Source organism: Thermoanaerobacterium sp. RBIITD (assembly GCF_900205865.1).
Lineage (GTDB): Bacteria > Bacillota > Thermoanaerobacteria > Thermoanaerobacterales > Thermoanaerobacteraceae > Thermoanaerobacterium.
In genome coordinates this window covers 610,265-633,288 of sequence record NZ_LT906662.1, presented here as the reverse complement: position 1 = coordinate 633,288, position 23,024 = coordinate 610,265, and the positions used below count along the sequence as shown (strand labels likewise).

The 23,024-nt window shown below is 32.0% G+C and carries 21 protein-coding genes; 18 read left to right on the top strand and 3 right to left on the bottom strand.

All coding sequences use genetic code 11. The features are described from left to right. Nucleotides 1-34 precede the first annotated feature (34 nt). From recD2 to hag, 11 genes are all read left to right on the top strand, one after another. Nucleotides 35-2,248: an SF1B family DNA helicase RecD2 gene (gene recD2, locus CPG45_RS03065; RefSeq protein ID WP_096230577.1), complete on the top strand. Its 2,214-nt coding sequence runs from the start codon at nt 35-37 to the stop codon at nt 2,246-2,248. Nucleotides 2,249-2,353: 105 nt separating this feature from the next. Next, nucleotides 2,354-3,043 carry a ComF family protein gene (locus CPG45_RS03060; protein WP_096230576.1) on the top strand — a complete coding sequence of 230 codons (690 nt, stop codon included), beginning with the start codon at nt 2,354-2,356 and terminating at the stop codon, nt 3,041-3,043. 9 nt (nt 3,044-3,052) lie between these two features. Next, complete coding sequence (locus CPG45_RS03055; RefSeq protein WP_096230575.1) at nt 3,053-3,472, top strand: TIGR03826 family flagellar region protein; 420 nt, start codon at nt 3,053-3,055, stop codon at nt 3,470-3,472. A 51-nt stretch (nt 3,473-3,523) separates the two neighbouring features. After that, a complete protein-coding gene (locus tag CPG45_RS03050) occupies nt 3,524-3,799 on the top strand; it encodes a flagellar biosynthesis anti-sigma factor FlgM (RefSeq protein ID WP_096230574.1) in 276 nt (91 codons plus the stop codon). A gap of 14 nt (nt 3,800-3,813) precedes the next feature. Next, nucleotides 3,814-4,290: a flagellar protein FlgN gene (locus tag CPG45_RS03045; protein ID WP_096230573.1), complete on the top strand. Its 477-nt coding sequence runs from the start codon at nt 3,814-3,816 to the stop codon at nt 4,288-4,290. A 126-nt stretch (nt 4,291-4,416) separates the two neighbouring features. Next, nucleotides 4,417-5,856 carry a flagellar hook-associated protein FlgK gene (gene flgK, locus CPG45_RS03040; RefSeq protein WP_096230572.1) on the top strand — a complete coding sequence of 480 codons (1,440 nt, stop codon included), beginning with the start codon at nt 4,417-4,419 and terminating at the stop codon, nt 5,854-5,856. 9 nt (nt 5,857-5,865) lie between these two features. Then, nucleotides 5,866-6,756: a flagellar hook-associated protein FlgL gene (gene flgL, locus CPG45_RS03035; protein ID WP_096230571.1), complete on the top strand. Its 891-nt coding sequence runs from the start codon at nt 5,866-5,868 to the stop codon at nt 6,754-6,756. Between the two features lie 90 nt (nt 6,757-6,846). Continuing rightward, on the top strand, nt 6,847-7,404 hold the full coding sequence (locus CPG45_RS03030) for a DUF6470 family protein (protein WP_096230570.1): 558 nt from the start codon (nt 6,847-6,849) through the stop codon (nt 7,402-7,404). Between the two features lie 92 nt (nt 7,405-7,496). Beyond that, entirely contained in the window at nt 7,497-7,946 is a 450-nt protein-coding gene (gene fliW, locus CPG45_RS03025) for a flagellar assembly protein FliW (protein WP_096230569.1), read from the top strand. After that, the gene (locus CPG45_RS03020) at nt 7,927-8,154 is read left to right on the top strand and encodes a carbon storage regulator (protein WP_096230568.1); all 228 of its coding nucleotides are present in this window, start codon (nt 7,927-7,929) and stop codon (nt 8,152-8,154) included. The genes fliW and CPG45_RS03020 overlap by 20 nt, the downstream gene beginning before the upstream one ends. Before the next feature lie 157 nt (nt 8,155-8,311). Beyond that, a complete protein-coding gene (gene hag / locus CPG45_RS03015) occupies nt 8,312-9,160 on the top strand; it encodes a flagellin Hag (RefSeq protein ID WP_096230567.1) in 849 nt (282 codons plus the stop codon). A 399-nt stretch (nt 9,161-9,559) separates the two neighbouring features. On the opposite strand, the gene CPG45_RS03010 is transcribed toward hag, so the two are convergent. Then, on the bottom strand, nt 9,560-10,408 hold the full coding sequence (locus tag CPG45_RS03010) for an endonuclease (protein WP_231968955.1): 849 nt from the start codon (nt 10,406-10,408) through the stop codon (nt 9,560-9,562). Between the two features lie 443 nt (nt 10,409-10,851). On the opposite strand from CPG45_RS03010, the gene CPG45_RS16730 reads away from it, so the two are divergent. The 7 genes from CPG45_RS16730 to CPG45_RS02980 all read left to right on the top strand — a co-directional run bounded on the left by CPG45_RS16730 (nt 10,852) and on the right by CPG45_RS02980 (nt 20,754). Then, a complete protein-coding gene (locus CPG45_RS16730) occupies nt 10,852-11,007 on the top strand; it encodes a sugar nucleotide-binding protein (protein WP_157732316.1) in 156 nt (51 codons plus the stop codon). 27 nt (nt 11,008-11,034) lie between these two features. Beyond that, nucleotides 11,035-11,415 carry a hypothetical protein gene (locus CPG45_RS03005; protein WP_096230566.1) on the top strand — a complete coding sequence of 127 codons (381 nt, stop codon included), beginning with the start codon at nt 11,035-11,037 and terminating at the stop codon, nt 11,413-11,415. A gap of 14 nt (nt 11,416-11,429) precedes the next feature. Further along, entirely contained in the window at nt 11,430-12,401 is a 972-nt protein-coding gene (locus CPG45_RS03000; RefSeq protein ID WP_096230565.1) for a CgeB family protein, read from the top strand. 23 nt (nt 12,402-12,424) lie between these two features. Beyond that, on the top strand, nt 12,425-14,755 hold the full coding sequence (locus CPG45_RS02995) for a glycosyltransferase (RefSeq protein ID WP_096230564.1): 2,331 nt from the start codon (nt 12,425-12,427) through the stop codon (nt 14,753-14,755). 27 nt (nt 14,756-14,782) lie between these two features. Further along, complete coding sequence (locus tag CPG45_RS02990) at nt 14,783-18,082, top strand: glycosyltransferase (protein ID WP_096230563.1); 3,300 nt, start codon at nt 14,783-14,785, stop codon at nt 18,080-18,082. Between the two features lie 76 nt (nt 18,083-18,158). Then, nucleotides 18,159-19,229, top strand: a complete 1,071-nt coding sequence (locus tag CPG45_RS02985; protein ID WP_096230562.1) for a dipeptide epimerase — start codon at nt 18,159-18,161, stop codon at nt 19,227-19,229. 253 nt (nt 19,230-19,482) lie between these two features. Beyond that, a complete protein-coding gene (locus CPG45_RS02980; protein ID WP_231969067.1) occupies nt 19,483-20,754 on the top strand; it encodes an SH3 domain-containing protein in 1,272 nt (423 codons plus the stop codon). Between the two features lie 44 nt (nt 20,755-20,798). Here CPG45_RS02980 and CPG45_RS02975 read toward each other — a convergent pair whose 3' ends face one another. Both CPG45_RS02975 and CPG45_RS02970 read right to left on the bottom strand, forming a co-directional pair. Further along, nucleotides 20,799-21,533 carry a TIGR03915 family putative DNA repair protein gene (locus tag CPG45_RS02975; RefSeq protein ID WP_096230561.1) on the bottom strand — a complete coding sequence of 245 codons (735 nt, stop codon included), beginning with the start codon at nt 21,531-21,533 and terminating at the stop codon, nt 20,799-20,801. A 121-nt stretch (nt 21,534-21,654) separates the two neighbouring features. Further along, nucleotides 21,655-22,935 carry a putative DNA modification/repair radical SAM protein gene (locus CPG45_RS02970; RefSeq protein ID WP_096230560.1) on the bottom strand — a complete coding sequence of 427 codons (1,281 nt, stop codon included), beginning with the start codon at nt 22,933-22,935 and terminating at the stop codon, nt 21,655-21,657. Between the last annotated feature and the right edge of the window lie 89 nt (nt 22,936-23,024).

Sequence of the window (23,024 nt, the reverse complement as noted above, 5' to 3'; positions counted from 1 at the left end):
TAGAAATCGAAAAACTGAGAAGCAGGAGATAAACATGGTTGAAATAGAAGGTACGGTTGAAGAAATAATATATAAGAATGATCAAAATGGATATGCAGTACTTGAAATAAATTCGAAAGAAGACTCCATTACTGTAGTTGGATATATGCCATATGTCGGTATCGGTGAGACTTTAAAAATTGAAGGCGAATGGACAACACACCCAGATTATGGTGAGCAGATTAAGGTTTCAAAATATGAAATGGTTGCACCCGCAACGCTTTATGGCATGGAAAGGTTTCTCTCATCAGGCCTTATAAGAGGCATAGGACCTGTTATGGCTAAAAAGATAGTTACAAAATTCGGTCTTGAATCACTTAATATAATAGAGACACATCCTGAAAGGCTTACAGAAATACCGGGTATAGGCGATGAAAGAGTCAAAATGATATCAGAATCCTATGAGAAGCAAAAGGGACTTCGTGAAGTAATGGTATTTTTGCAAGGCTATGGCATATCTACTACAAATGCCATAAAGATATATAAACAATACGGAGACGATTCAATAAACCTAATAAAGCAAAATCCGTATAGGCTATCTGATGAGATATTTGGCATCGGATTTCGTACTGCTGACAAGATTGCATCTAGTATGGGTGTCGATGCACATTCAGCATATAGGATATCTTCTGGTGCGAGATATGTTTTGATGCAATACGCCGCAAATGGCCATACATACGTACCTATGGATTTGCTTGCAAAAGAGACTGCAAGATTACTCGATGTAACTGAGGATGAAGTAAATGATTCCCTTGTATTATTAGTACAAAACGGAAAGGCTATGTTTGAAACATTTGAAGATGGATCACATGGCGTTTATTACATTCCATATTATACTGCAGAAACAAATACTGCCGATAAAATAATGAAGATGACATTGACAGATGTAAAACCAGGCGACATCGATATAAAAAAAGAAATATCGAAAATAGAAAACGAGATGGGAATAAGATTAGCTGAAAATCAAAAAATCGCAGTAGAAGAATCTATAAAGAATTCTATACTTATTATAACAGGTGGTCCTGGGACAGGGAAAACGACAATTATAAACTTTATCATAAAACTTTTTAAAAAGTTTGGTAAATCAGTAGCTTTGGCAGCTCCTACAGGAAGAGCTGCAAAAAGAATGAGTGAAGCTACAGGTTATGAAGCAAAAACAATACACCGATTACTTGAATATTCCTATTCGGATGAAGAAGGAAGAGGATTTGGCAAAGATGACAAAGATCCAATAACAGAAGATGTAATAATAATCGATGAAGCATCTATGATAGATATTCTCTTAATGAATGCTCTTTTAAAGGCTATTCCTTTAAGCTCGAGGCTAATACTTGTCGGAGATGTTGATCAATTGCCATCAGTAGGTGCCGGGAATGTATTGAGGGATATAATAGACAGTGGTTTAGTAAAAGTAATAAGGTTAAAGGAAATTTTTCGCCAGGGGAAAGAAAGCCTTATAGTTGTCAATGCCCACAAGATAAACAATGGAGAGTACCCTACATTCAATGATAAAGAAAATGATTTTTTCTTTATAAATGCAAATAGCCAAGAAGATATCTTAAAAATTATTCTGGACCTTAATAAAAGGAGACTTCCTGATGCATACGGTTTTGATCCCATGTCAGACATACAAGTATTAAGCCCTATGAGAAAGGGGCTTATAGGCGTTGTAAACCTCAATAACGAACTTCAAAAATGCCTTAACCCACCAAAAAAAGGATTAAATGAAAAACCTATGAAAGACTTTATATTTAGGGTTGGCGATAGAGTTATGCAAATAAAAAATAATTACAAGATGAAATGGGTAAAAGGTGATGAAAAAGGTGAAGGGGTTTTCAATGGGGACATGGGAGTTATAGAGTCTATCGACAATGATGCACAGGAACTAAACGTATATTTTGACGATGATAAATATGTAAAATACGATTTTTCTGATATAGATGAGCTAAATCTTTCATATTGTGTTACGGTTCATAAAAGCCAGGGAAGCGAATTTCCTGCCGTAATAATGCCTATGAGCTTTGGCCCACCAATGCTATTGACGAGAAATCTTTTGTATACAGCTGTAACAAGAGCCAAAAAATTAGTTGTAATTGTAGGACAAGAAAAATATTTAAAACATATGGTAGATAATAACCTAATATCAAAAAGATATTCGGGTCTTTTGCCAAAACTAAGAAAAGCATTAAGCTTTATGGTGGAAAATTGATATATTTGTCCTTCAGAGTGAAATGATGAATCACAAATAAATGATTTAAAATATTAAAAAATATGCCGATATAAATATTAAATAGACAGATCGGAAGGATGCATTATGATATTTCTCGATTTACTATTTCCACCAAAGATAAATTGCATACTTTGCGGCAAAATAATTAAAGATGGCAGTGTATGTGAAGACTGCGAGAATAAATTACCATTTATAACTGGTAATAGATGCATTGTATGCGGTAAGCCAATAGAATTAGGCGAGAAATGTCCTGATTGCAAAGAAAATGACCATATATTTAAACGAAATGTAAGCGTATTTGAATATGACGATATGATGAAGTCACTAATAGCAAGGTTTAAGTATTACAAAGAAAGACAGTTGTCTGAGTTTTTTGCAAAATACATGCATAAATATTTGCTTAATACGGATATAAAATTTGATGTCATAGTACCGGTACCACTCCATAAAACAAAACTTGACGAGAGAGGATACAATCAGGCAGAACTACTCGCAAGAGAACTATCATATAGGTTTGATATAATATTGTCAAAACCTATTAGGCGTATAAAAAACACTAGATCACAGACTGCTTTAAATAAAGAAGAAAGAGCCAAAAATTTAAAAGGAGCTTTTAAAGTTGTATATAGCGAAATGGTAAAAAATAAAACAATTCTTCTTATTGACGACATATTAACGACCGGATCTACTCTTGATGAATGTGCAAAAGTGCTCATTGAAAGTGGTGCTATATGTGTATATACAGCCACAATTGCTACGGGAAGAAATGTATGAGGTGGAAATATGAATTTAAGAAATTGTAAAAGATGTGGGAAATTATATACATACAATGGTATAGACATATGTCCTGAATGCTATAAAAAAGATGAGGAAGACTTCAAAAAGATTAGGGATTATATTGATGCGAATCCATCAGCAACAATGATAGAGGTATCACGTGCGACAGAAGTGACAATAAAAAAGATAATGGACTTTCTAAAAGAAGGAAGGCTTATATTAGGATCACAAAACATCAATATTATACTAAAATGCGAAAGATGTGGGAGACAGATATTATCTGGAAGGTATTGCGAAGACTGTTCGAGAGAAATTGAAAAAACACTTAGGAAGGGATTATTTAACAATATTAATACAGAAGGCAGCGACGATCAAGATAAGCTATATTTAAGAGATAGAATTAAAAATAATAGAAAGAGAATATAGTTAAAGAAATTTTATAAATAGTCGATATAATTTACGAAAGGTGTGAGAATATTGAAAATTTATAATTATAATATTAACAATATTTATGAATTATATAAAGACTCTAATAACGAGAGGCAGACTATAAGAAAATCGGAAAGCCTCGATAAAATAGAAATATCAAATGGAGCATCGAAGATAAAAAAGAGCTTTGAAGATTATGAAAAGACAAGGGAAACTAAAATACAAAACCTAAAAGAAATGATTGATAAAGGCACATATTATGTAAAATCAGAAGATGTCGCAAAAGCGATAATTAAAGGGGTAATATTAGATAAAAAGATATAAGGATGGTATGAATTATGCAGAATATCAATGACCTTATTGATGTATTGAATGGGGAAATGCTTTTATATAAAGATTTACTTGAAATATCAGTGAAAAAGACGGATATTATAGTTCAAGGAAAGATAGCAGAACTTGATAACATAACAAAAGTTGAAGGAAATATATTCATGAAACTTGCAAAGCTCGAAGAAGAAAGAGAAGAAATATTAAAGAAGTATGATGAAGGGGAAAAAATTACTGTAACAAAATTATGTAAATTATTGCCAAATGATGAAGGGGAAAATCTTAAAAATGTAAGTAAAAATTTATCAGAAATCTTAAAAAAACTTCAAGAACAAAATAGCCTTAATAAATCGTTATTACAACAATCACTCGAATATATTAATTATTCCATTGGGGTCATATCAAGTAATTTGGAGCAGGATAATGGGATTTACGGGGATAAAGGCGGCATTAAACATTATAACAGCTTAATCGATAAAAAAGCATAAAAATGTGAATATGTACATACATACTCTACTTTCATTCTAAACGAAAGAGAAGATTTTCAGACCCTATAGGAATTCCTAATAAAAGCATATTCACATAATTCATGCTGTGAAAGGAATGAGAAAATCGTGTCTACATTTCAAGGATTAGAAATTGCAAAAACTGGGCTTTTTGCAAGCCAGCAAGCACTGGATCTAACAGGACATAATATTTCAAATGCCAATACACCCGGTTATACAAGACAAGTTATTGATTTGTCTGCGATTGCTCCATCTTCAACATTCGGTATGTATGACCAATGGGGTAAAGCGATTGGACATGGTGTCAATGTCGATGGTTATAGACAGATTAGAAATCAGTACCTTGATATGCAGTATAGGAGAGAAAACAAGACACTCGGTGAATGGGAGACAAAGTCAGAGACGTTGTCAGCAATAGAATCTATATTTAATGAACCATCAGATAGCGGTATTAGAACCGTACTTGATGACTTTTTTAATTCTCTGCAGGAGCTTAGTAAAAACCCTGAGAGTTTGACTGTAAGAGCAGAAGTAAGGGAAAGAGGCATTGCTTTAACAGATACGCTTAATTCAGTTTATCAACATCTTGATGATAAAGAAAATGAACTTAATAATACAATTGTAAGTCGGGTAAGTGAAATCAATTCATATGCAGATAGAATATCAAAGCTTAATAATGAAATATACAGGTTTGAACTCACAGGACAGACGGCCAATGACTTAAGAGACCAGAGAAATTTACTGGTTGACCAACTTTCAAAAATTGTAAATATAACTACATATGAAGATTCAAATAAAAATTTCAGAATAGATATTGGTGGACAAGCACTTGTTGATGGAAACAATGCATACACAATGAGTGTAGATGAAAAAGGCGCAGTAAAATGGGACCTTGCAGGAACAGATGTCAATCCATCAAGTGGCATATTAAAAGGGCTTTTAGATATGCGTGACGGAGACGGAACAAATGGAATTAAGGGGATACCATACTATAAAGAGCAGTGGAATATGTTAGCATATAATATTGCTACAGTTTTTAATGCTGCGCATAAAGTAGGTTATGGACTCGATAACACAACAGGAGTAAATTTCTTCAATATTACAGGATCATATAATCCATCAGTAGAATATGCTCACGATATAAAAGTATCATCGGAGATACTTGCGGATAATGGATTGCAAAAAATAGCTGCTGCGGGTGATGCAGCATCATTACCAGGTGATAACTCAAATGCAATAAAACTTATCGCATTAAGAGACCAAGGTGTTGTGGGATTAAATGGCGCATCATTTGACGATTTTGCCCGTTCACTAATCTCAAATCTTGGCGTAGATGCACAACAGGCGAATATGATGAAACAAAACCAAGATGTAATGGTAAAACAGGTTGATTTAAATAGACAATCAGTATCAGGAGTATCCCTCGATGAAGAGATGACAAACATGATAAAGTACCAAAAATCCTATGCAGCATCTGCAAGAATGATTACAACAATGGATGAACTTCTCGATACATTGATAAATAGAATGGGTGTAGTGGGAAGGTAGGTGTAAAAAGTGCGCGTAACGAATAACATGCTTATTATGAACTTCATGAACGACTACAACAATAACCTTGAACGCATGCAAAAAGACCAGGACATGTTGGCATCAGGAAAAAGGATTAATAAACCATCAGATGACCCTGTCGCTGTCGCAAATAGCCTTAGGATAAGGACAGACATGTCAAGAAATGATGCATATACAAAAAACGTCGATGATGCAAAATCATGGCTTGATCTTACTGATTCATCACTTGGCCAGATAGGTGACTTATTGCAAAGAACGAGAGACCTTGCTGTACAAGGTTCTAATGGTACATTGACACAAACTGATATGCAGAATATAGCAGCAGAAATAGATCAACTGAAAAAGCAAATGATACAGGTGGGGAATACCCAGTACAACGGTAGATACATATTCGCAGGATTTAAGACAGATACACAGCCATTTAATGAAACATCAAATACATATAGCGGAGACAATGGAACAATAAAATTTGAAGTAGGTGCAGGCGGTAATAAAATGCAGATTAATGTAACTGGTGATAAAGTATTTGATGTATCAAGTGGCACATCACAGCTTTTAAATATGATGGATAATCTTAAAAATGCATTAAATAGTGGTGATCATCAAGCCGTGAGCAATACCATTGCTGATATTGATAAAGAGCTTGAAAATGTACTTTCAATAAGAGCAGATGCAGGTGCCAAATCAAATAGACTTGATTTGACCAAAAATAGGCTACAAAGCGACAATTATAACTTTACAACACTTCTTTCAAAAAATGAAGATGCAGATATGGCTCAAGTTATAACAAACCTAAAGATGGACGAAAATGTCTATAGAGCTTCTCTTGCAGCAGGTGCGAGAATAATTGAGCCTTCACTTATCGACTTCTTAAAATAGTGCTTTTCCATTGTCATTCAGAGCGAAAGCGATGAATCTCTGGCCCAAAAGGGATACTATTGTTAATCCTTAACCATAATGGAGGAAATCATGAACATATCAATACATCAAACATACGGCAGGATAGGTATCGATACTACTCCTGCCGAAATTAATATAAATAACAAAAATGCAGACCTTGATATAAAACAAGTACCAGCAAAAATGGAGATAGACCATAAGCTTCCACAAGTACACATTGACCAGTATCAGTGTTTCTATGAATCCGGTTTAAAAAGCATATTCGACTTAAACCACGATGAAGCAGGAAAAAGTGCTGAAATCGGTCTTGAGGCAATAGGCAAAATTGTAGATGATGGTGATGCATTGGCATCAATAGAAAACCATCAGGATGTTATTACAGAGCTCGCACAAGAAGCGGGAATCCAGGATACAAATTTCAATGTAGATCTTATGCCAAAATCAAGACCAAAAATTTGGTTTGATGGATATTTGAATATAAACTGGATTGAGGGCGGAGTAGAAATAAATGCAATACCGCATAAACCAGAAATCAAGGCTATACCCGGTAGTATCAACATATACATGATCCAGTATCCCTCAATAAAGATAGACTACGTCGGTAAGAACTTTAACCGATCAATATGATCCTCTTTTTCATTCAGAGCAAAAGCGAAGGATCTCAGATTCTTAAATAGTGACCATAGAATTTATCCTATAAAAGAAAGCGAGGCAACAAAATGCAAATATCCACAAAAAACTTTGGACAAGTCCAGTACAATTCCGAGGATATAATCCACTTTGATGATGGAATACCAGGTTTCGAGGGATTCAAAGACTTTATTCTGTTAAGCACCGATGAGGATACCCCATTCAAATGGCTGCAGTCCCTCGATGATGCAAATATAGCCTTTGTTATACTTGACCCAAAGGTAATAAAACCAGATTATGCCGTAAATCTTGATGAAGGTACAATAAAATCCCTTGAAATAGAAGACATAAATCATATCCTTACATATGTGATCGTTGTAATACCAGAAGAGATAAAAAAGATGACAGCAAACTTAAAAGCCCCTGTAATCATAAATGCCAAAAACAATAAAGCTGTGCAGCTTGTACTTGATGATGATAGATATATGATAAAACATCCTATACTGGAGGAACTGAAAAATGCTCATACTCACTCGTAAGATCGGTCAATCATTGATTATAGGGGATGACATTGAGATAAAAATATTAAGCATTGATAGTGAAAACATAAGCATAGGAATAACTGCACCAAAAAATCTTTCCATAGTAAGAAAAGAACTCTTAGAAGTTAGGGATGAAAACAAAAAAGCCATAAATATAAATAAAGTAACATTAAGGCAGATAGAAAATTTTATCAAAAAAGACTAAACTAATATAAAAACATATCGATATATATAGTGTAACAAATGATAAGCAGTTGGCCAGCTGTTGAGTATCTTAAACAAAAGATAAAATCATATGAGAAAAACCAAATCAAATCATTAATGGCAGGGATGCCGAATAAAAATTCAAGGAGGAAGGAAAAATGATAATAAACCACAACATAAGTGCTTTAAATGCATGGAGAGCACTTTCCATTAATAACACAAACACACAGAAATCTTTAGAGAAACTTTCATCAGGCTACAGAATCAATAGAGCTGGTGACGATGCAGCAGGTCTTGCTATATCAGAGAAAATGAGAGGCCAGATCAACGGTCTTAACATGGCACAAAGAAATGCACAAGACGGTATATCACTAATTCAGACAGCAGAAGGTGCATTAAATGAGACTTCATCAATACTACAAAGAATGAGAGAACTTGTTGTACAAGCTGGAAATAGTACTAATACTCCAGATGATTTAAAAAATATTCAATCTGAATTAGGACAGTTAGCGGCAGAAATTAATAGAATATCAGGCCAAACTCAATTTAATACTAAGAATTTATTAGATGGAACAATTAGTGGAACTTCGGCTTTAACATTCCAAATTGGTGCAAATGGAAATCAAACAGTTCAGTTATCAATTAGCAATATGTCATCTGCTTCTATTTTAACAGTAGGTGCATTATCAGTTAGTGTTGACAATACTGGCGCTATAAGTGGAACATTATTAGCGGTTTCATCTTGCTATGACACAGCTTCAATAGCAAGTGATTTAAGTGCTATTGATAATGCGATAAATGCAGTATCAGCACAAAGAGGTAGTCTTGGTGCACTTCAAAACAGACTTGAACACACTATAAACAACCTTGGCACAGCATCAGAAAACTTAACAGCTGCAGAGTCACGTATAAGAGATGTTGATATGGCTAAAGAGATGATGGAATTCACAAAAGACAACATACTGAATCAGGCAGCGACAGCAATGCTTGAGGAAATGGCTGCATAAGCCGTTTCGCACAGGCGTCCTGAAGAGTAATTTTCAGGATTACTACCGGGTGAATTGCTGGGAAACCCTTAGAGCCTCGCACCCTACAACGTAATCCGAAAGGATAAGCGTGATAGGTTGAAAAGTGTAAGGATATGGGCAATCAGCAGCCAAGCTCCTGTACTGAAAGGTTGGAGAAGGTTCAACGATCAGGACATACCACCTAAAGGCATAAAGCCCTTGGTGATGAAGTCCGTAGGGATTAACCCGAAGTGCCCGGCTCCTATCAAACGATAGATAGGATGAAGATATGATCTATTCGGTATCCGAAAGGGACCGGCCTGGAAGAGCTCAGGCAAATCAACAACCACAGACAGTTTTACAATTACTCAGATAACAATAAGGGAGGCTTTGCCTCCCTTAAATCTTATCTTTCTTTTTTAGATCTCTTATTTTCCATACGATACCCCAATATGATCTATTTAACTTATTAGCAATTTCTCTATCGGAGTAACCATTATTTTTCAAATCAATAATTTTACTTATATCATCATTTGTATATGATAAGAATTTTCTATTGTAAAAATTACTTAAATTTATTCTATTATCCTTTTTACATTCTTCAATAATTCTTTTATCAATATTCCATTTATAATCCATACAGGATATTTGACAAGCATATGGTTTTACAATATCTGTAAAATTAAAGACCTCTTCTCTTTTTCCAATTGTTAAAATATATTTTTTACCATCTGGATGCTCTTTTAAATTGAATTTAACATTAAAAGTTTTATAAATATGTTCTTGTAAAATAATATTTTCTTTTTCATAGAAGTTTAAGGTATATAATGTTATAATAGGATTAACAGTTATATTAGGCTTTTTATTTTTTGAAATTACTAGGCTACAATCATCCATATAAAAACATGCAAGACCTACTGCATCATTAAGAAATTTAATATTATTATAAGTAATGGTTTTTCGATTATCAATATAAAATTTTTCATATAAATTTGAGAATATTGGATGAGATATTGATTGCAGAGTATTATTTTTATTTATCTTAAAGCCTAAATCTTTTAACTGTGTACATTTCCACAGTCTATATTCATATTGCTGTTGGCAAAAATGCTCTCTATAATAAGCATTCCTACTTCTCGGCGCGTATGATAAATTTCCATCACCCAAAATACTACCGACAATTATATTTAATTGATAATTAGTTGGTCGTATATTCGGAATAAGTGAAAGGTATTTTGCTTCTTTCACTTTTAAAAGTAATTCATGCTGCTTTTTTATGTATTCTGTACTTTTCTATATATTATTTTTTGATGCCAATCTTCTGACAGATTGCTCAGATATACCGAGATAATTTGCTAAAATTTTATTATCTGTATTAGGATAATATTTTTGTAGATATTCCATTTTATCCATAATAGCACCAACTTTCGAACATACGTTTTTTCTATTATAATATATTTAAAAAATAAAAGTCAAATTTTTGTTAAAAAATTTAAATTTGATACTATACTAATTTAGAAAGGTGGTGCCTGATTAAATAGATTACCTAATATGCCGCATCCGAATATAAACGCGTAATTTTTATTTTTCTACTTAATTTTGCGAAAAATTTGCCGATACATATAAACGGATAAACTATATGAGTGGTGATTATATGAAAGGAATTATATGGCAGGAGGAAATGGCTCAAGTTGTACCATGTTGATGACATAAATTTGACAGATTATAATGCACCAGCAAAAGGGTTAAAAAATTCTGTTCTTGATAATTATATGTTGAGACAAAGGTTTAATTATAAAATGCAACATTGGGAAGATGTATTAAAAGAGTGTTTAGATTACATATAAGATTTACTTTATGGGGAGGTAAATGTTATGGGTGCAGTATCAAGCTTTAGCCAAGTTTTAGTAGCTAATATGTCTATATTAAATTTCAAATTAAGACATAAGAACTTTATGAATGAATTAATTGAAATTATTCAAAAGTATAAAGATAATTATTTTATTTACACAAAATTTTCTTTAATATACAGAGATTTATTTAGAATCATTCTTGAAAGAGTTCATTTAGGAATTCGATACAAAGAACTTTATAATGAAATGCAAAGAGATGTTAGAGATCTAAAGAGAAAATATTACTCCGAGTTTTTGGAGTTCCAAGAGTTAGTAAGAAATAATGATATAGGTTATAACAATATAGTTAGACTTATTCTTGGTGAAAGTGCCAGCGATTTGTGCAATGATAAAATAATATAAGACCGGGTGATTAGATGAAGATATTATATATTAGTTCAGGATTTCCATGGCCTCATAATAATTTAGATTATGGTATAATAAATGGTTTTTTAAAGTTAGGTCAACAAATTATTTCTATTGAAGTAAGAGAAATAAAGAATAATCTATTTTATGAGACATTAGAACAATTTAATCCAGATTTTATATTTACACTACATGGTTTAAATTTGGATGTAAATAAAGTTATTGAAATTAGAAAATTAGGTTATAAAACAGGAGTATGGTTGGTAGATGATCCTTATGAAATTGACAGTAGTTTAAAATATGCTTTAAATTATGATTATATCTTTAATACAGAAAATTATGTTATAGATATATATAAAAGGCACACGCAAAATGCATTTTATCTTCCACTTGGAAGTAACGATAATGCTTTTAAAAAGGTTATCGATAATAGATATAGTTCTGATATTTGTATAATAGGATCAGCATTTAAAAATAGATTGGATGTAATTGATAATATATATGATTATTTAAAAAAATGCAATTATAATATAAAGATTATTGGTCAATGGTGGGAAAAATTAAGATGCTTTGATTATATAAAAGATAAAGTTTTTTCACATGTCATTACTGATGAAGAAGCAGCAAAATATTATTCAAATGCAAAAATTAATTTGAATATTCATAGAAGTTTTGATGATAAAACATTAGGTTTAAATAGGCAAAACATAAAAGCTGTCTCTCCTAATAACAGGACCTTTGATATATCAGCAGCAGGTGGATTTCAGATAACCGATTATAGAGAAGATTTAGATAGATTTTATAAAATTGGCGAAGAGATAGTGGTATATGATGATATTAAAGATTTAATTGATAAAATAGATTATTATCTAGGACATGATGAGGAACGTAATAAAATTGCTGAAAATGCATATCAAAGAACAATAAAAGAACATTTATTTACAAATAGATTAAGTAAAATACTTGAGATAATAAGCAAATAACATTAATTGATGAGGTGAAAATATTGAATTTGAAATTTAAGTTGTCAAACAATTTTGATAAATATCAGCTGTACGACACAATACCGAATATCGATTGGGAGCTTTTTTCTGTAAATGTTCATATACTGAATAACCAGATGTTCTTTGATTTATTATTATTTAGCGAAAAAAGTAATAAATTAGTACCTATATTTCTCAATACATTGAATGATTATGATGAAATAGAGATACCCTCAATGCTTATTTCTATAGATAACAATACGCTAAATAAAGTATATTTAGAAGCAGTAAATATTATAAGTAGTAAGAAGTCTATACGTCAACCTAATGATATTTTTTTTACCGACTTATTGAGTAAGGTAGATGTATTAAGGGCCAATATTAATCCACAAAGAAGACCAATAGTAGGACTTAATGATTATATGAATACAATAAAATTTATTTGTAACTATACTCATATAAGACAAATAATAGAGGACTTTGAGAAAGGAAATTATAACAAAAAATACAAGATATTAGATTGTGGATGTGGATGCGGATATGGTTCTATTATTTTAGGAGGGCTACCCAATTCTCAAGTTATTGGGGCAGATATTGACAATGAAGCGGTAACCCTGGCGAATCTAATAAATATTGAAAGGAAAAATGTAAGCTATGTAAAATCTTCTTTTGAGGGCTTGAGAGATAAAGGATATAAATTTGATTGTATTGTGAGTCTTGAGACTTTGGAGCACGTGGAAGCACCGGAGAAATTTGTGAAAGATGCTTTAAAACTGTTAAATAATGATGGTCTTTTAATTGTTTCAATTCCTCATTGGAGATACCATGGCACTGATTTAAATTCCGATCATGTAGCCAACTGGAGTATAGAAAAAGGCAAAAAGTTTTTTAGTAAGTTGTTTACTAGATACAAATTTTTTGTAACAGAAGTAGTTGATTTAAAAGATGTGCTAAATTCAACATTTGATTTTAAGGAAGTTAATGAATGCAATTATAAAAAAGTTGAACATATGTTTTTTATATGTAATAAAAGGGACATTAAAATCGATAATCAAGTAGTATCTATAAGTAGAAAACAAAAGTTAAGAATATTGTTTGTCAACCATTCAATACCACCTTATGAATATACAGGTACTCCTATAGCTACATATATGGAAATGAGATCACTGCAAAAATTAGGTCATGAAACGGCTGTATTAATACCTAACAAAGGTACATCGGTTGGTCCAATAAAAGAATTCGTAAACAATATTACTATATATAAAGTACCTTCATTAAGTTGGGGTCAAACTTTTTTAGAGGATGCTTATTTTGGATACAACATAAGAAATTATTTAAGTATAGTCGAAGATGTTATTAAGGATTTTAGCCCTGACATTGTACATATAAATGACTATGTTTTTATGTCTGCAAAAATTATAGAACTCTTTGAAGCTATAGGCTTACCCATGGTCAGGTTTGTACATGCTATGGAGGAATTATGCTTTAGAACACATCCATTTTACAAAGATGAACTTTGTAATGGTCCTGAAACACCTATAAAATGCGCTAAATGTATTTTAAAGGATAATTATAATAGAAATAATGTTTTTCGTTTGAGAAATGAATCCAATTATTTATGTAAAATAAATGCTAGATTTGAGTATATAAACTATCTCTATAGCAAATATGATGCAATTTTATTTATGACAGATAAATGGAAGGAATACATAAGTAAATTTATTAAGTATGACAAAACGAAGAGTTTTATAGTGCCGCTAGGTATTAATTTATCTGTAAAGAGAGAAGAACAGATAAAGAAAACTAATGATGTTATAAATTTTGTGTATATAGGAACTATGGCGAAAGTTAAAGGAGCCAATTTACTTTTAGATGTATTTAGTGATAAAGAAATATTAGAAAAAAACTTTACATTAAATATTTTTGGTGTTGCCGAGGACGATTTACAAAGCAAAATTAGAGATGTTGAAGTTATATCTAAAGGCAAAATAAGATATATGGGTCCGTATAAGAAGGAAAATTTATCACTATTATTAGATAAAAAAGATATGGGAATCATGCCTTCTTATAGTGAAACTTATTCAATTACAACAAGAGAGCTGTTGTATGTGGGTATTCCTTCAATAGTTTCAGATATATATGGAATTGCAGATATAGTTAAAGACGGGTACAACGGTTTAGTTTTTAAAACTGGAGATTTTCAAGGTTTGAAGCAAAAGGTAATGATGGTATTAAAGGACAAATCTTTAATTGATAAATTAAAGGAAGGGGCAATAAATACAAGTATACCTACACCTGAAGATGAAGCAAAGCAACTGGAAAATATATATTTAAATATATTGAGCAGTGATTAAAATTAGACTTGATGGAAGGAGAAAACTATGATTAAAGGGCTTTGTAGTATTATTATATTGACTTATAATCAACTGGATTACACAAAACAATGTCTTGACAGTATACGCAAATATACAGATGTACCTTATGAAATTATTGTTGTTGATAATGGTTCTACCGATGGAACTGTAGATTATCTTGAAAAGCAAAATGATATCACACTAATTAAGAATGGCGAAAACTTAGGATTTGCTAAGGGGTGCAACCAGGGCATCGATGTTTCCAAAGGAGAATTTATTGTATTACTAAATAATGATACGATAGTCACAAAAAATTGGCTCCGTAATTTGGTGGACTTTATGAATAATCATGAAGATGCAGGTATTGTAGGTCCTGTTACAAATAATATATCGGGTATGCAAAAAATCAATGTAGATTTAAAGACAATTGAAGATATTCATAAGTTTGCAGAAAAATATAATAACAGTGATTTAAAATATAAAAAGGTACTAAGGTTAGTTGGTTTTTGCATGTTGATTAGAAGACAATTATTAGATCAAATTGGCTTATTGGATGAAAATTTTGGCATTGGAAATTTTGAAGATGATGATCTTTGCCTAAGGATTATTTTAAATGGTAAATCTCTTTATATGTTAGAATCTACGTTTATTTTTCATTATGGCAGTGTGACATTTAGAAATAATGAGTTAGATTATAAAAAAATAATGGAAGATAATTTCAAATATTTTAAAAATAAATGGAAGTTCAACTTTGGTTATTTTGGAAACTCTAATTCTGTTATTGTTTCAAAGATTCCTGTAAAAACAAAACACTTATTAGATATTGGATGTGGATTAGGTGCATTAGGACTCGAATTAAAAAATCATAATAAAGATATTGAGGTACATGGTATAGAAATAAATGAAAGTGTAGCCAAAATAGCATCAATGCTATTAGATAAGGTATATATAGGAGATGCTGAACAAATAGTCAATGAACTTGAAGAAAATTATTATGATGTAGTGATCTTAGGCAATGTATTAGAGCATATGCATATTCCATGGGAGTTTATAAAAAAGATAAAAAGGTTATTAAGTAAGAATGGTATTATTGTTACAAGCATTTCGAATATAAACAATATCAGTATTATAAAAGGTCTTTTATCCGGAAAATGGGAATATGCAGATGCGGGATTATTAGATAGGACACATTTGAGATTTTTTACATATGAATCGATCAAAAAGATGTTTGATGATGCTGGATTTTATATAAAAGATGTTACAAAATTAGTTTCAGGAATCGAGTCATCAAGAGATAATACATTATTATATTATCTAGACAATATTTCAAGAATATTAGGTTATTCCTACAATTATAAAAATGAAGGTGATGCATTTCAATACGTAGTTGTAGCATGTGAAAAAGTTCCATCCACTCTCTCCCTCTGCCTTATTACCAAGGATGAAGAGAAAAACATTGCCAGATGCATAAACAGCGTTAAAGATATTGTGGATGAGATAGTTGTGGTGGATACAGGCTCAAAAGACAAGACGGTGGAGATCGCCGAAAGCTTTGGTGCCAAAGTTATAAATGCGAAATGGGAGGATGATTTCAGTAAAGCCAGAAACATTGCTATAGAAAATGCTACATCTGACTGGATATTATTCCTTGATGCTGATGAGGAGATTAAAAAAGAGGATGTCGGTAAGATAAGACTGCTCTTGAATGATGATACGGTCGAGGCGTATATATTAAAGTTTGTAAATTATGCCGGTACAAATTCAAGTAACGGCTTGACTGAAATTCATTACAATTTAAGGTTGTTCAGAAATAACGGCAAGCTTAAATATATTTATCCTGTACATGAGAATTTGAGAAATATTGAAGAAAATAGAGTACCAGTATCTAAAAATGCAGATGTAACTATACTGCATTACGGATATTTGTCCGAAATAAGAATTGAGAAGAATAAAACAGAGAGATATATTAATCTTATTTCAAAATATCTTCAGGAGCATCCAGATGATAAATTCCAGCAAGGCAATCTTGCGGTAGAATATTTTAATGCCGGTGATTATCACAAGGCATTGAAGCATCTTTTGATAGCGACAAAAGGCATGGATGTAAATTCATATGCCGCAACGAGGCTAATAAGATATTTGATAGCTACATATTCAGCATTGAAAGATTATGACACTGCATTGAGAATCATAAATGATGCAAAGGCGTATTATACCAATATACCTGATTTCAAATTTCTTGAAGGCATGATATACATTGATCAGAGGCGCTATGAAAAAGCGATTGAGATGTTTAAAGAATGTGTTGCAATGGGGGATTATAAAGGTATATTTATAACAATGGGTGGTACAGGCAGCTACAGGGCAAGATACATGATAGCTCTTTGCTATGAGAAGCTTGGAAGATTAAATGATGCGGTAAAAGAATATATGGAAATATTAAAAGAAAATCCGAATTATCAGGAAGTATTTATAAGACTTTTTGACATGTTTGTAAGAAATGAAGAAGCTGAAGCAGTCTATGATTTTTTTAATAAACATGTTGATACAAAGTCACCTGTAAATTTTGCAATAATGGCAAGACTTTATATTAATATTGGAAGATTTGATATTGCAAAACAATATACTGACAATATAAATATTGAGGTTGAAGGGCTTAATAATCTGAGAGGAATAATTTATATGGGCTTAAAAGACTATGAAAATGCAATAAAGCATTTTGAGTTGGAATATGGCAAAGCCAAGGAAGAGGCCAATTATCGTGAAGCCTTGTGCTACATTATATTAAAGGATATTAATAAGGCTAAGGGTTTGCTCTGGAAGATATCTGATTCATCTGATAAAAAGCTATATATGACGATAGTTGGGGAGATGAAGGCAAAATTTGATGAAGTTAAAGACAGCTATTTTAATCTGCTCGACTTGCTTTTAAAGCTTAAAGAATTTGATTTATATAATGAAGTATTAAGCTTATATGTTGGTAGGTTTGCAAGGGAAGAATATGAGAGATATGGGCAGATGATGATAAATTACGGTCTAGAGGATTTAGCTGTTGAAGCATATATAAAGGCTGCTGATTTAAACTGTCAAAATCCAGAAGTTTATAGATATCTTGCTGATAAAGCACTTAAACAAAATTTGTACAATGAAGCATTATCAATTGTAAGCAACGCGTTTAATATTGATAGGACGGATGTAGATACTTATAAATTGATATATAAGATTTATAAGGCTATGGGACAAAATGATAATGCAAAAGAAATAGAAACTATGTTAGAAGAGATATATCCCGAGGTGAAGCTTGAAGATGCAGCTTCTGTTCAATAAATCGAATAAGTAATAATATAATAAAGGGATTTGAAGTGATATCCTTAAATATAGGGCTATAAATGGAGGCATAGACATGAAAATTAACAATATTGAAACATTACTAATAAAAGCACCTGTTAAAAAGCCATTTAAAACTTCATTAAGGACTGTATTTGAAGTAGAAGATGTAGTTGTAAAGATGACCACTGATGATGGCTATATAGGTTATGGCGAAGCAGCTGAAACAGCTGTTATTACAGGTGATATTAAGGGATCTGTAATTGATGCAATTGAAAGATACATAAAGCCAACCATTATGGGTATGGACATCCTTGATTTTGATAATCTAATGCTAAAACTTGATAAGTGTATTTTGCACAATTCAAGTGCAAAAGCGGCATGTGATATAGCTATATATGATATACTTGGACAATACTATAAAACACCATTATATAGATATCTCGGAGGCTATAGAAATAGCATTAAGACAGACATAACTATAAGCCTCAATGACGTTGAAACAATGGTAAATGATACACTTGATGCGATTCAGGAAGGCTTTGATACGTTTAAAATTAAAGTTGGAGGTAATTACAAAAAGGATATAGAAAGAGTTAAAGCAATAAGAGATGCGGCGGGAAAGGATGCCAAAATACGCCTTGATGCTAATCAAGGCTGGAATGCGAAAGAGGCAATATATGTTATAAATAAGCTTTCTGACTATGATATTGAGCTTGTAGAGCAGCCTGTAATAGCACATGATATTGATGGGTTAAAAATGGTTACAGATAATGTTCCTATTCCGGTTATGGCAGATGAGAGTTTATTCTCACCGCAAGACGCTTTAATGATAATAAGCAAAAGAGCCGCGGATATCCTTAATATAAAGCTTATGAAATGCGGCGGAATACACAATGCACTAAAGATAAATGCGATGGCTGAAGCTGCAGGGATAGAGTGTATGATAGGAAGTATGATGGAGTGCAAGGTATCTGTTACAGCGGCTGCACATTTTGCTGCTGCATGCCACAACATTACAAAATATGACCTTGATGCCGCATATCTCTTAAAAGATGACCCTGTTATAGGTGGTGTTATTTATAATGGACCAGAGATATCTTTTTCTGATGGTACGGGACTATGCATAAAAGGAATAAAAAGCTAATATGTATACTTATTGATTTTTTAAAGATAACATCATGAATTTATTAAAGGCGTATTTTCAGTTTTACTTGTTTATATGCAAAATCTTTTTTAGCTTTTTACTGAACAAATAATGTAGATTTTATGATATTACTTAAAAAAGTTATAACAATGGTAAGGAAAAAATAATATTGATTATGTGCTTTGGTTTAGCAGCCAGCTATGCTTATGAGAGGAGTGGTATTATCAATAATATACCTGGAACCACAGATGAAATGCTTCATGCGGATTATTGGATCAGAAAAATTCATGATGCCGATAAAGTAATAATGACGAAAAATGAGATAAGCGAATTTAATCAAAAGATAATAGAAAGAATTAATAAAGTATATAATCTTGAAAAATACAAAGAAAGTCTTACAAAAGATGAATTGATGGAGTATATTAGTGAATACAAAGTCCCTACAAAAGAAAGATATTTTGCTAATGGAAATGCTGTGGCAAAAGATTTTTATGATTCTTTAATAGAAAATACAAATTTAGTTGGTATCAAAAAAATAAACCCTGTAAAATATGGTATAACTGTAAGAAATACTTCCATACGGACATTTCCGACAGATATCGGTATATACAGCATAAAAGGGGATATTGAATTTGATAGATTTCAAGAAACGGGATGTCAAGCAATAGAACCTGTTATTATACTTCATACAAGTTATGATGGTAAATGGTTTTTTGTGCAGATGTACAATTACAGGGGATGGGTTAAAAAAGATGATATAGCCATTGCTAAAGACAAAAAGGAAATATTTGATTATTTAGATACAAAGGACTTTATAGTTGTAACGGGTAATCACATAAGGACACAGTTTAACCCATTTGATAAAGATATTTCAGAACTAGAATTTGATATGGGTACAAGGATACCCCTAGAAAATAATAAGCTTGTAAGTATAGGTAATCAAAATACATTTGGAAATCATGTTGTTAAGTTGCCTACAAGAGATGTTAATGGAAATCTTGTATTTAAGGATGCATTGGTATCAATGTTGCAAGATGTAAATATAGGTTACCTTCCATATACGAGAGCAAATATTTTAAGACAGGCATTTAAACTTCTTGGTGATAGGTATGGCTGGGGTGACAGCTTTAATGGAAGGGATTGCTCAAGCTTTATAATGTATGTATATAAGACATTTGGATTTAGACTTCCAAGGAACGCCGATGAACAAGAAGGCGGTGTAGGTCTATCATATAAATTTGGAGAAGATACAAAAGCACAGGATAGAATAAAGCTTTTTAATGAAGTAAAACCAGGTGCCGCTATATATATGCCTGGTCATGCTATGATGTATATAGGAACTGAAAATGGGATTCCATATATTATACATGACTTTAGCGGATATGGTGTAAAAAAGGGTAATGAATATAAATTTGTTCCGGTAAATGAAGTTGGAGTGACATCGACGCTTTTACTGACTTCATCAGGAACGCCTTTTATTGAGAAATTTACATCAATTCTTCAATTTGAAGATAAGATTCGATAAATTGAACCGATACGGTATAAAATATATCCATTAGAGCAGGCATATTAAGACTTTTCTACTAGTAGATCCCAGTACTTCTTTGGCATGTTTTGTCTTTGAAGTCGGGGGTTTTTTCTTTCTTTTATGGCAATATTTTCATAATAAACCTTCCAGAGATTTTCGTAATTTTCTTCATCATTGGTTAACATAATATTTTCGGGTAACATATCTGTTATTATCCAATCATTTTTATCATATATCGCGGTTATATTTCTTCTGATGTCATTTATCATGAAATACTGGTTTTGAAATCTCGATGCGAAATGTGGCACTATAAGACATAAAACATTGTAGTCCGGATGTATCTTTGCATAATACAAACCTTTTTTTATTTCTTTAAACCTAATAAGTTCTATCATCTTATGTGACTCATGCGATACTTTTTGCCTAATTTTATGTACATTAAATACAGTTTCATTTGAGAGGTAGTTATCGATTTTTTTACCTAATTTAAATCCCATCCTTATATATTTGTATATTAAAATGTATGAACTGTCGAGTTCCGATAAATAGGCATAGAAAATATTTTTTAATGATTCACGGGATATTTTGTTCTTAATGGCATTTTGGACTTTTTCTGATTTTTCTATATCTGTTTCTATGTAAATATTTTGACTTAGCATATTTTGCTGCAATTCTCCTTTTATAATAATATTATCAGGTACTTGATGCTTATAATATGATTCATAGATAACTGTCATTAGACCATCAAATGATCCATCAAAAAGATAATTAAGCATATGTATTCATTCCTTTCCATATAAATCTTGCGTATTCCTAATGGGTCAGAGGTTCTTCGCTACGATCTGAATGACAGGCAAAGGAGCTCTTTGCTGTACATATTATGAAATCCATGATTATTTATGTTCTTAATACGGGCAAATTTGTTTCTGCAGAATTTTGAAATAAGCTAAATATAGAAAGCTGTTCATCTATTACATTGTTCTTTGTTGATAATTTATTTCTTATCATATTATCATCTAACTCGCATCCACCATAATATTTGCCATTGCAAGTTATAAAATATTTTGCCCTTTTTAAGACGACACCTATATTTTTAAGTGCATCATAATTTAAGGAACAAACACGCCTTGCGGCAATTATACGCTTTGCTGTTTTCACGCCGATTCCTGGGACTCTTAGAAGCATATTGTAATCAGCAATATTTACTTCAACAGGAAAGAGATGAAGATTTTTAAGTGCCCAATCGCATTTTGGATCCAGAGATGAATCAAAGTTTGGATTTGATTCATCTAGCAATTCATCTGCGTTAAAGCCATAATACCTTAAAAGCCAGTCAGCCTGATATAGGCGGTGTTCCCTCAATAATGGCGGTGATGATATAGCCGGAAGATTAGCACCCGATGCAACAGGGATATATGCAGAGTAATAGACTCTTTTTAGATTGTACTTCATATATAGATTTTCAGAAAGTTTTAGTATTGTTCTATCGCTTTCAGGTGTTGCACCGATTATAAGCTGTGTTGTCTGACCCGCTGGTACAAATTTATCTATATGACGAATGAGCTTTTTTGACTCCTTATTTTCTACTAACTGATTATGTATATATCTCATGGGCTTTAAAATTGCCTCTTTTTTCTTTTGCGGTGCTAATAGCTTCAACGATTTTTCAGATGGAAGTTCTATATTGACGCTCATACGATCTGCATAAAGACCTGCTAACCTTATTAAGTTTATATCAGCGCCTGGTATCGCTTTAAGGTGTATGTATCCATTAAAATTGTATTCTTCCCGCAGTTTTTTGACTGTTTTTATTAAAAGCTCCATAGTATAATCAGGACTTTTGTACACTGCTGAGCTTAAAAATAATCCTTCTATGTAATTGCGACGGTAGAAATTAATCGTGAGATCTGCAAGCTCATCTGGTGTAAATGCTGCTCTTTCAACATCATTTGTACATCTGTTTACGCAATAGGAACAGTTATATATGCAGATATTTGTAAATAATATTTTTAGAAGTGATATGCATTTTCCATCATCTGACCAGCTATGGCAAATGCCATAATATGCGGCATTGCCAATACCACCATTATTATTTTTTCTATTGCTACCGCTCGACGAACATGATACATCATATTTTGCTGCATCAGACAGGATTCTTATTTTATCAAAAAGATCCATACAGCTACACCTCTATCATTTTTATATACATATTATAGCACAAACATTTGTTCATTAAAAATTATAAAAGAGCTTTTTGGATAGCTCTT

Coding starts and splice junctions, on each gene's coding strand:
- CPG45_RS03000 (WP_096230565.1), top strand. CDS start 11,430: ATGAAGATATTATATATTAGTTCAGGATTTCCATGGCCTCATAATAAT.
- CPG45_RS03060 (WP_096230576.1), top strand. CDS start 2,354: ATGATATTTCTCGATTTACTATTTCCACCAAAGATAAATTGCATACTT.
- CPG45_RS03055 (WP_096230575.1), top strand. CDS start 3,053: ATGAATTTAAGAAATTGTAAAAGATGTGGGAAATTATATACATACAAT.
- CPG45_RS02985 (WP_096230562.1), top strand. CDS start 18,159: ATGAAAATTAACAATATTGAAACATTACTAATAAAAGCACCTGTTAAA.
- CPG45_RS02990 (WP_096230563.1), top strand. CDS start 14,783: ATGATTAAAGGGCTTTGTAGTATTATTATATTGACTTATAATCAACTG.
- CPG45_RS03030 (WP_096230570.1), top strand. CDS start 6,847: ATGAACATATCAATACATCAAACATACGGCAGGATAGGTATCGATACT.
- CPG45_RS03020 (WP_096230568.1), top strand. CDS start 7,927: ATGCTCATACTCACTCGTAAGATCGGTCAATCATTGATTATAGGGGAT.
- CPG45_RS03045 (WP_096230573.1), top strand. CDS start 3,814: ATGCAGAATATCAATGACCTTATTGATGTATTGAATGGGGAAATGCTT.
- CPG45_RS02980 (WP_231969067.1), top strand. CDS start 19,483: ATGCTTCATGCGGATTATTGGATCAGAAAAATTCATGATGCCGATAAA.
- CPG45_RS02970 (WP_096230560.1), bottom strand. CDS start 22,935: ATGGATCTTTTTGATAAAATAAGAATCCTGTCTGATGCAGCAAAATAT.
- CPG45_RS03005 (WP_096230566.1), top strand. CDS start 11,035: ATGGGTGCAGTATCAAGCTTTAGCCAAGTTTTAGTAGCTAATATGTCT.
- hag (WP_096230567.1), top strand. CDS start 8,312: ATGATAATAAACCACAACATAAGTGCTTTAAATGCATGGAGAGCACTT.
- recD2 (WP_096230577.1), top strand. CDS start 35: ATGGTTGAAATAGAAGGTACGGTTGAAGAAATAATATATAAGAATGAT.
- CPG45_RS02975 (WP_096230561.1), bottom strand. CDS start 21,533: ATGCTTAATTATCTTTTTGATGGATCATTTGATGGTCTAATGACAGTT.
- fliW (WP_096230569.1), top strand. CDS start 7,497: ATGCAAATATCCACAAAAAACTTTGGACAAGTCCAGTACAATTCCGAG.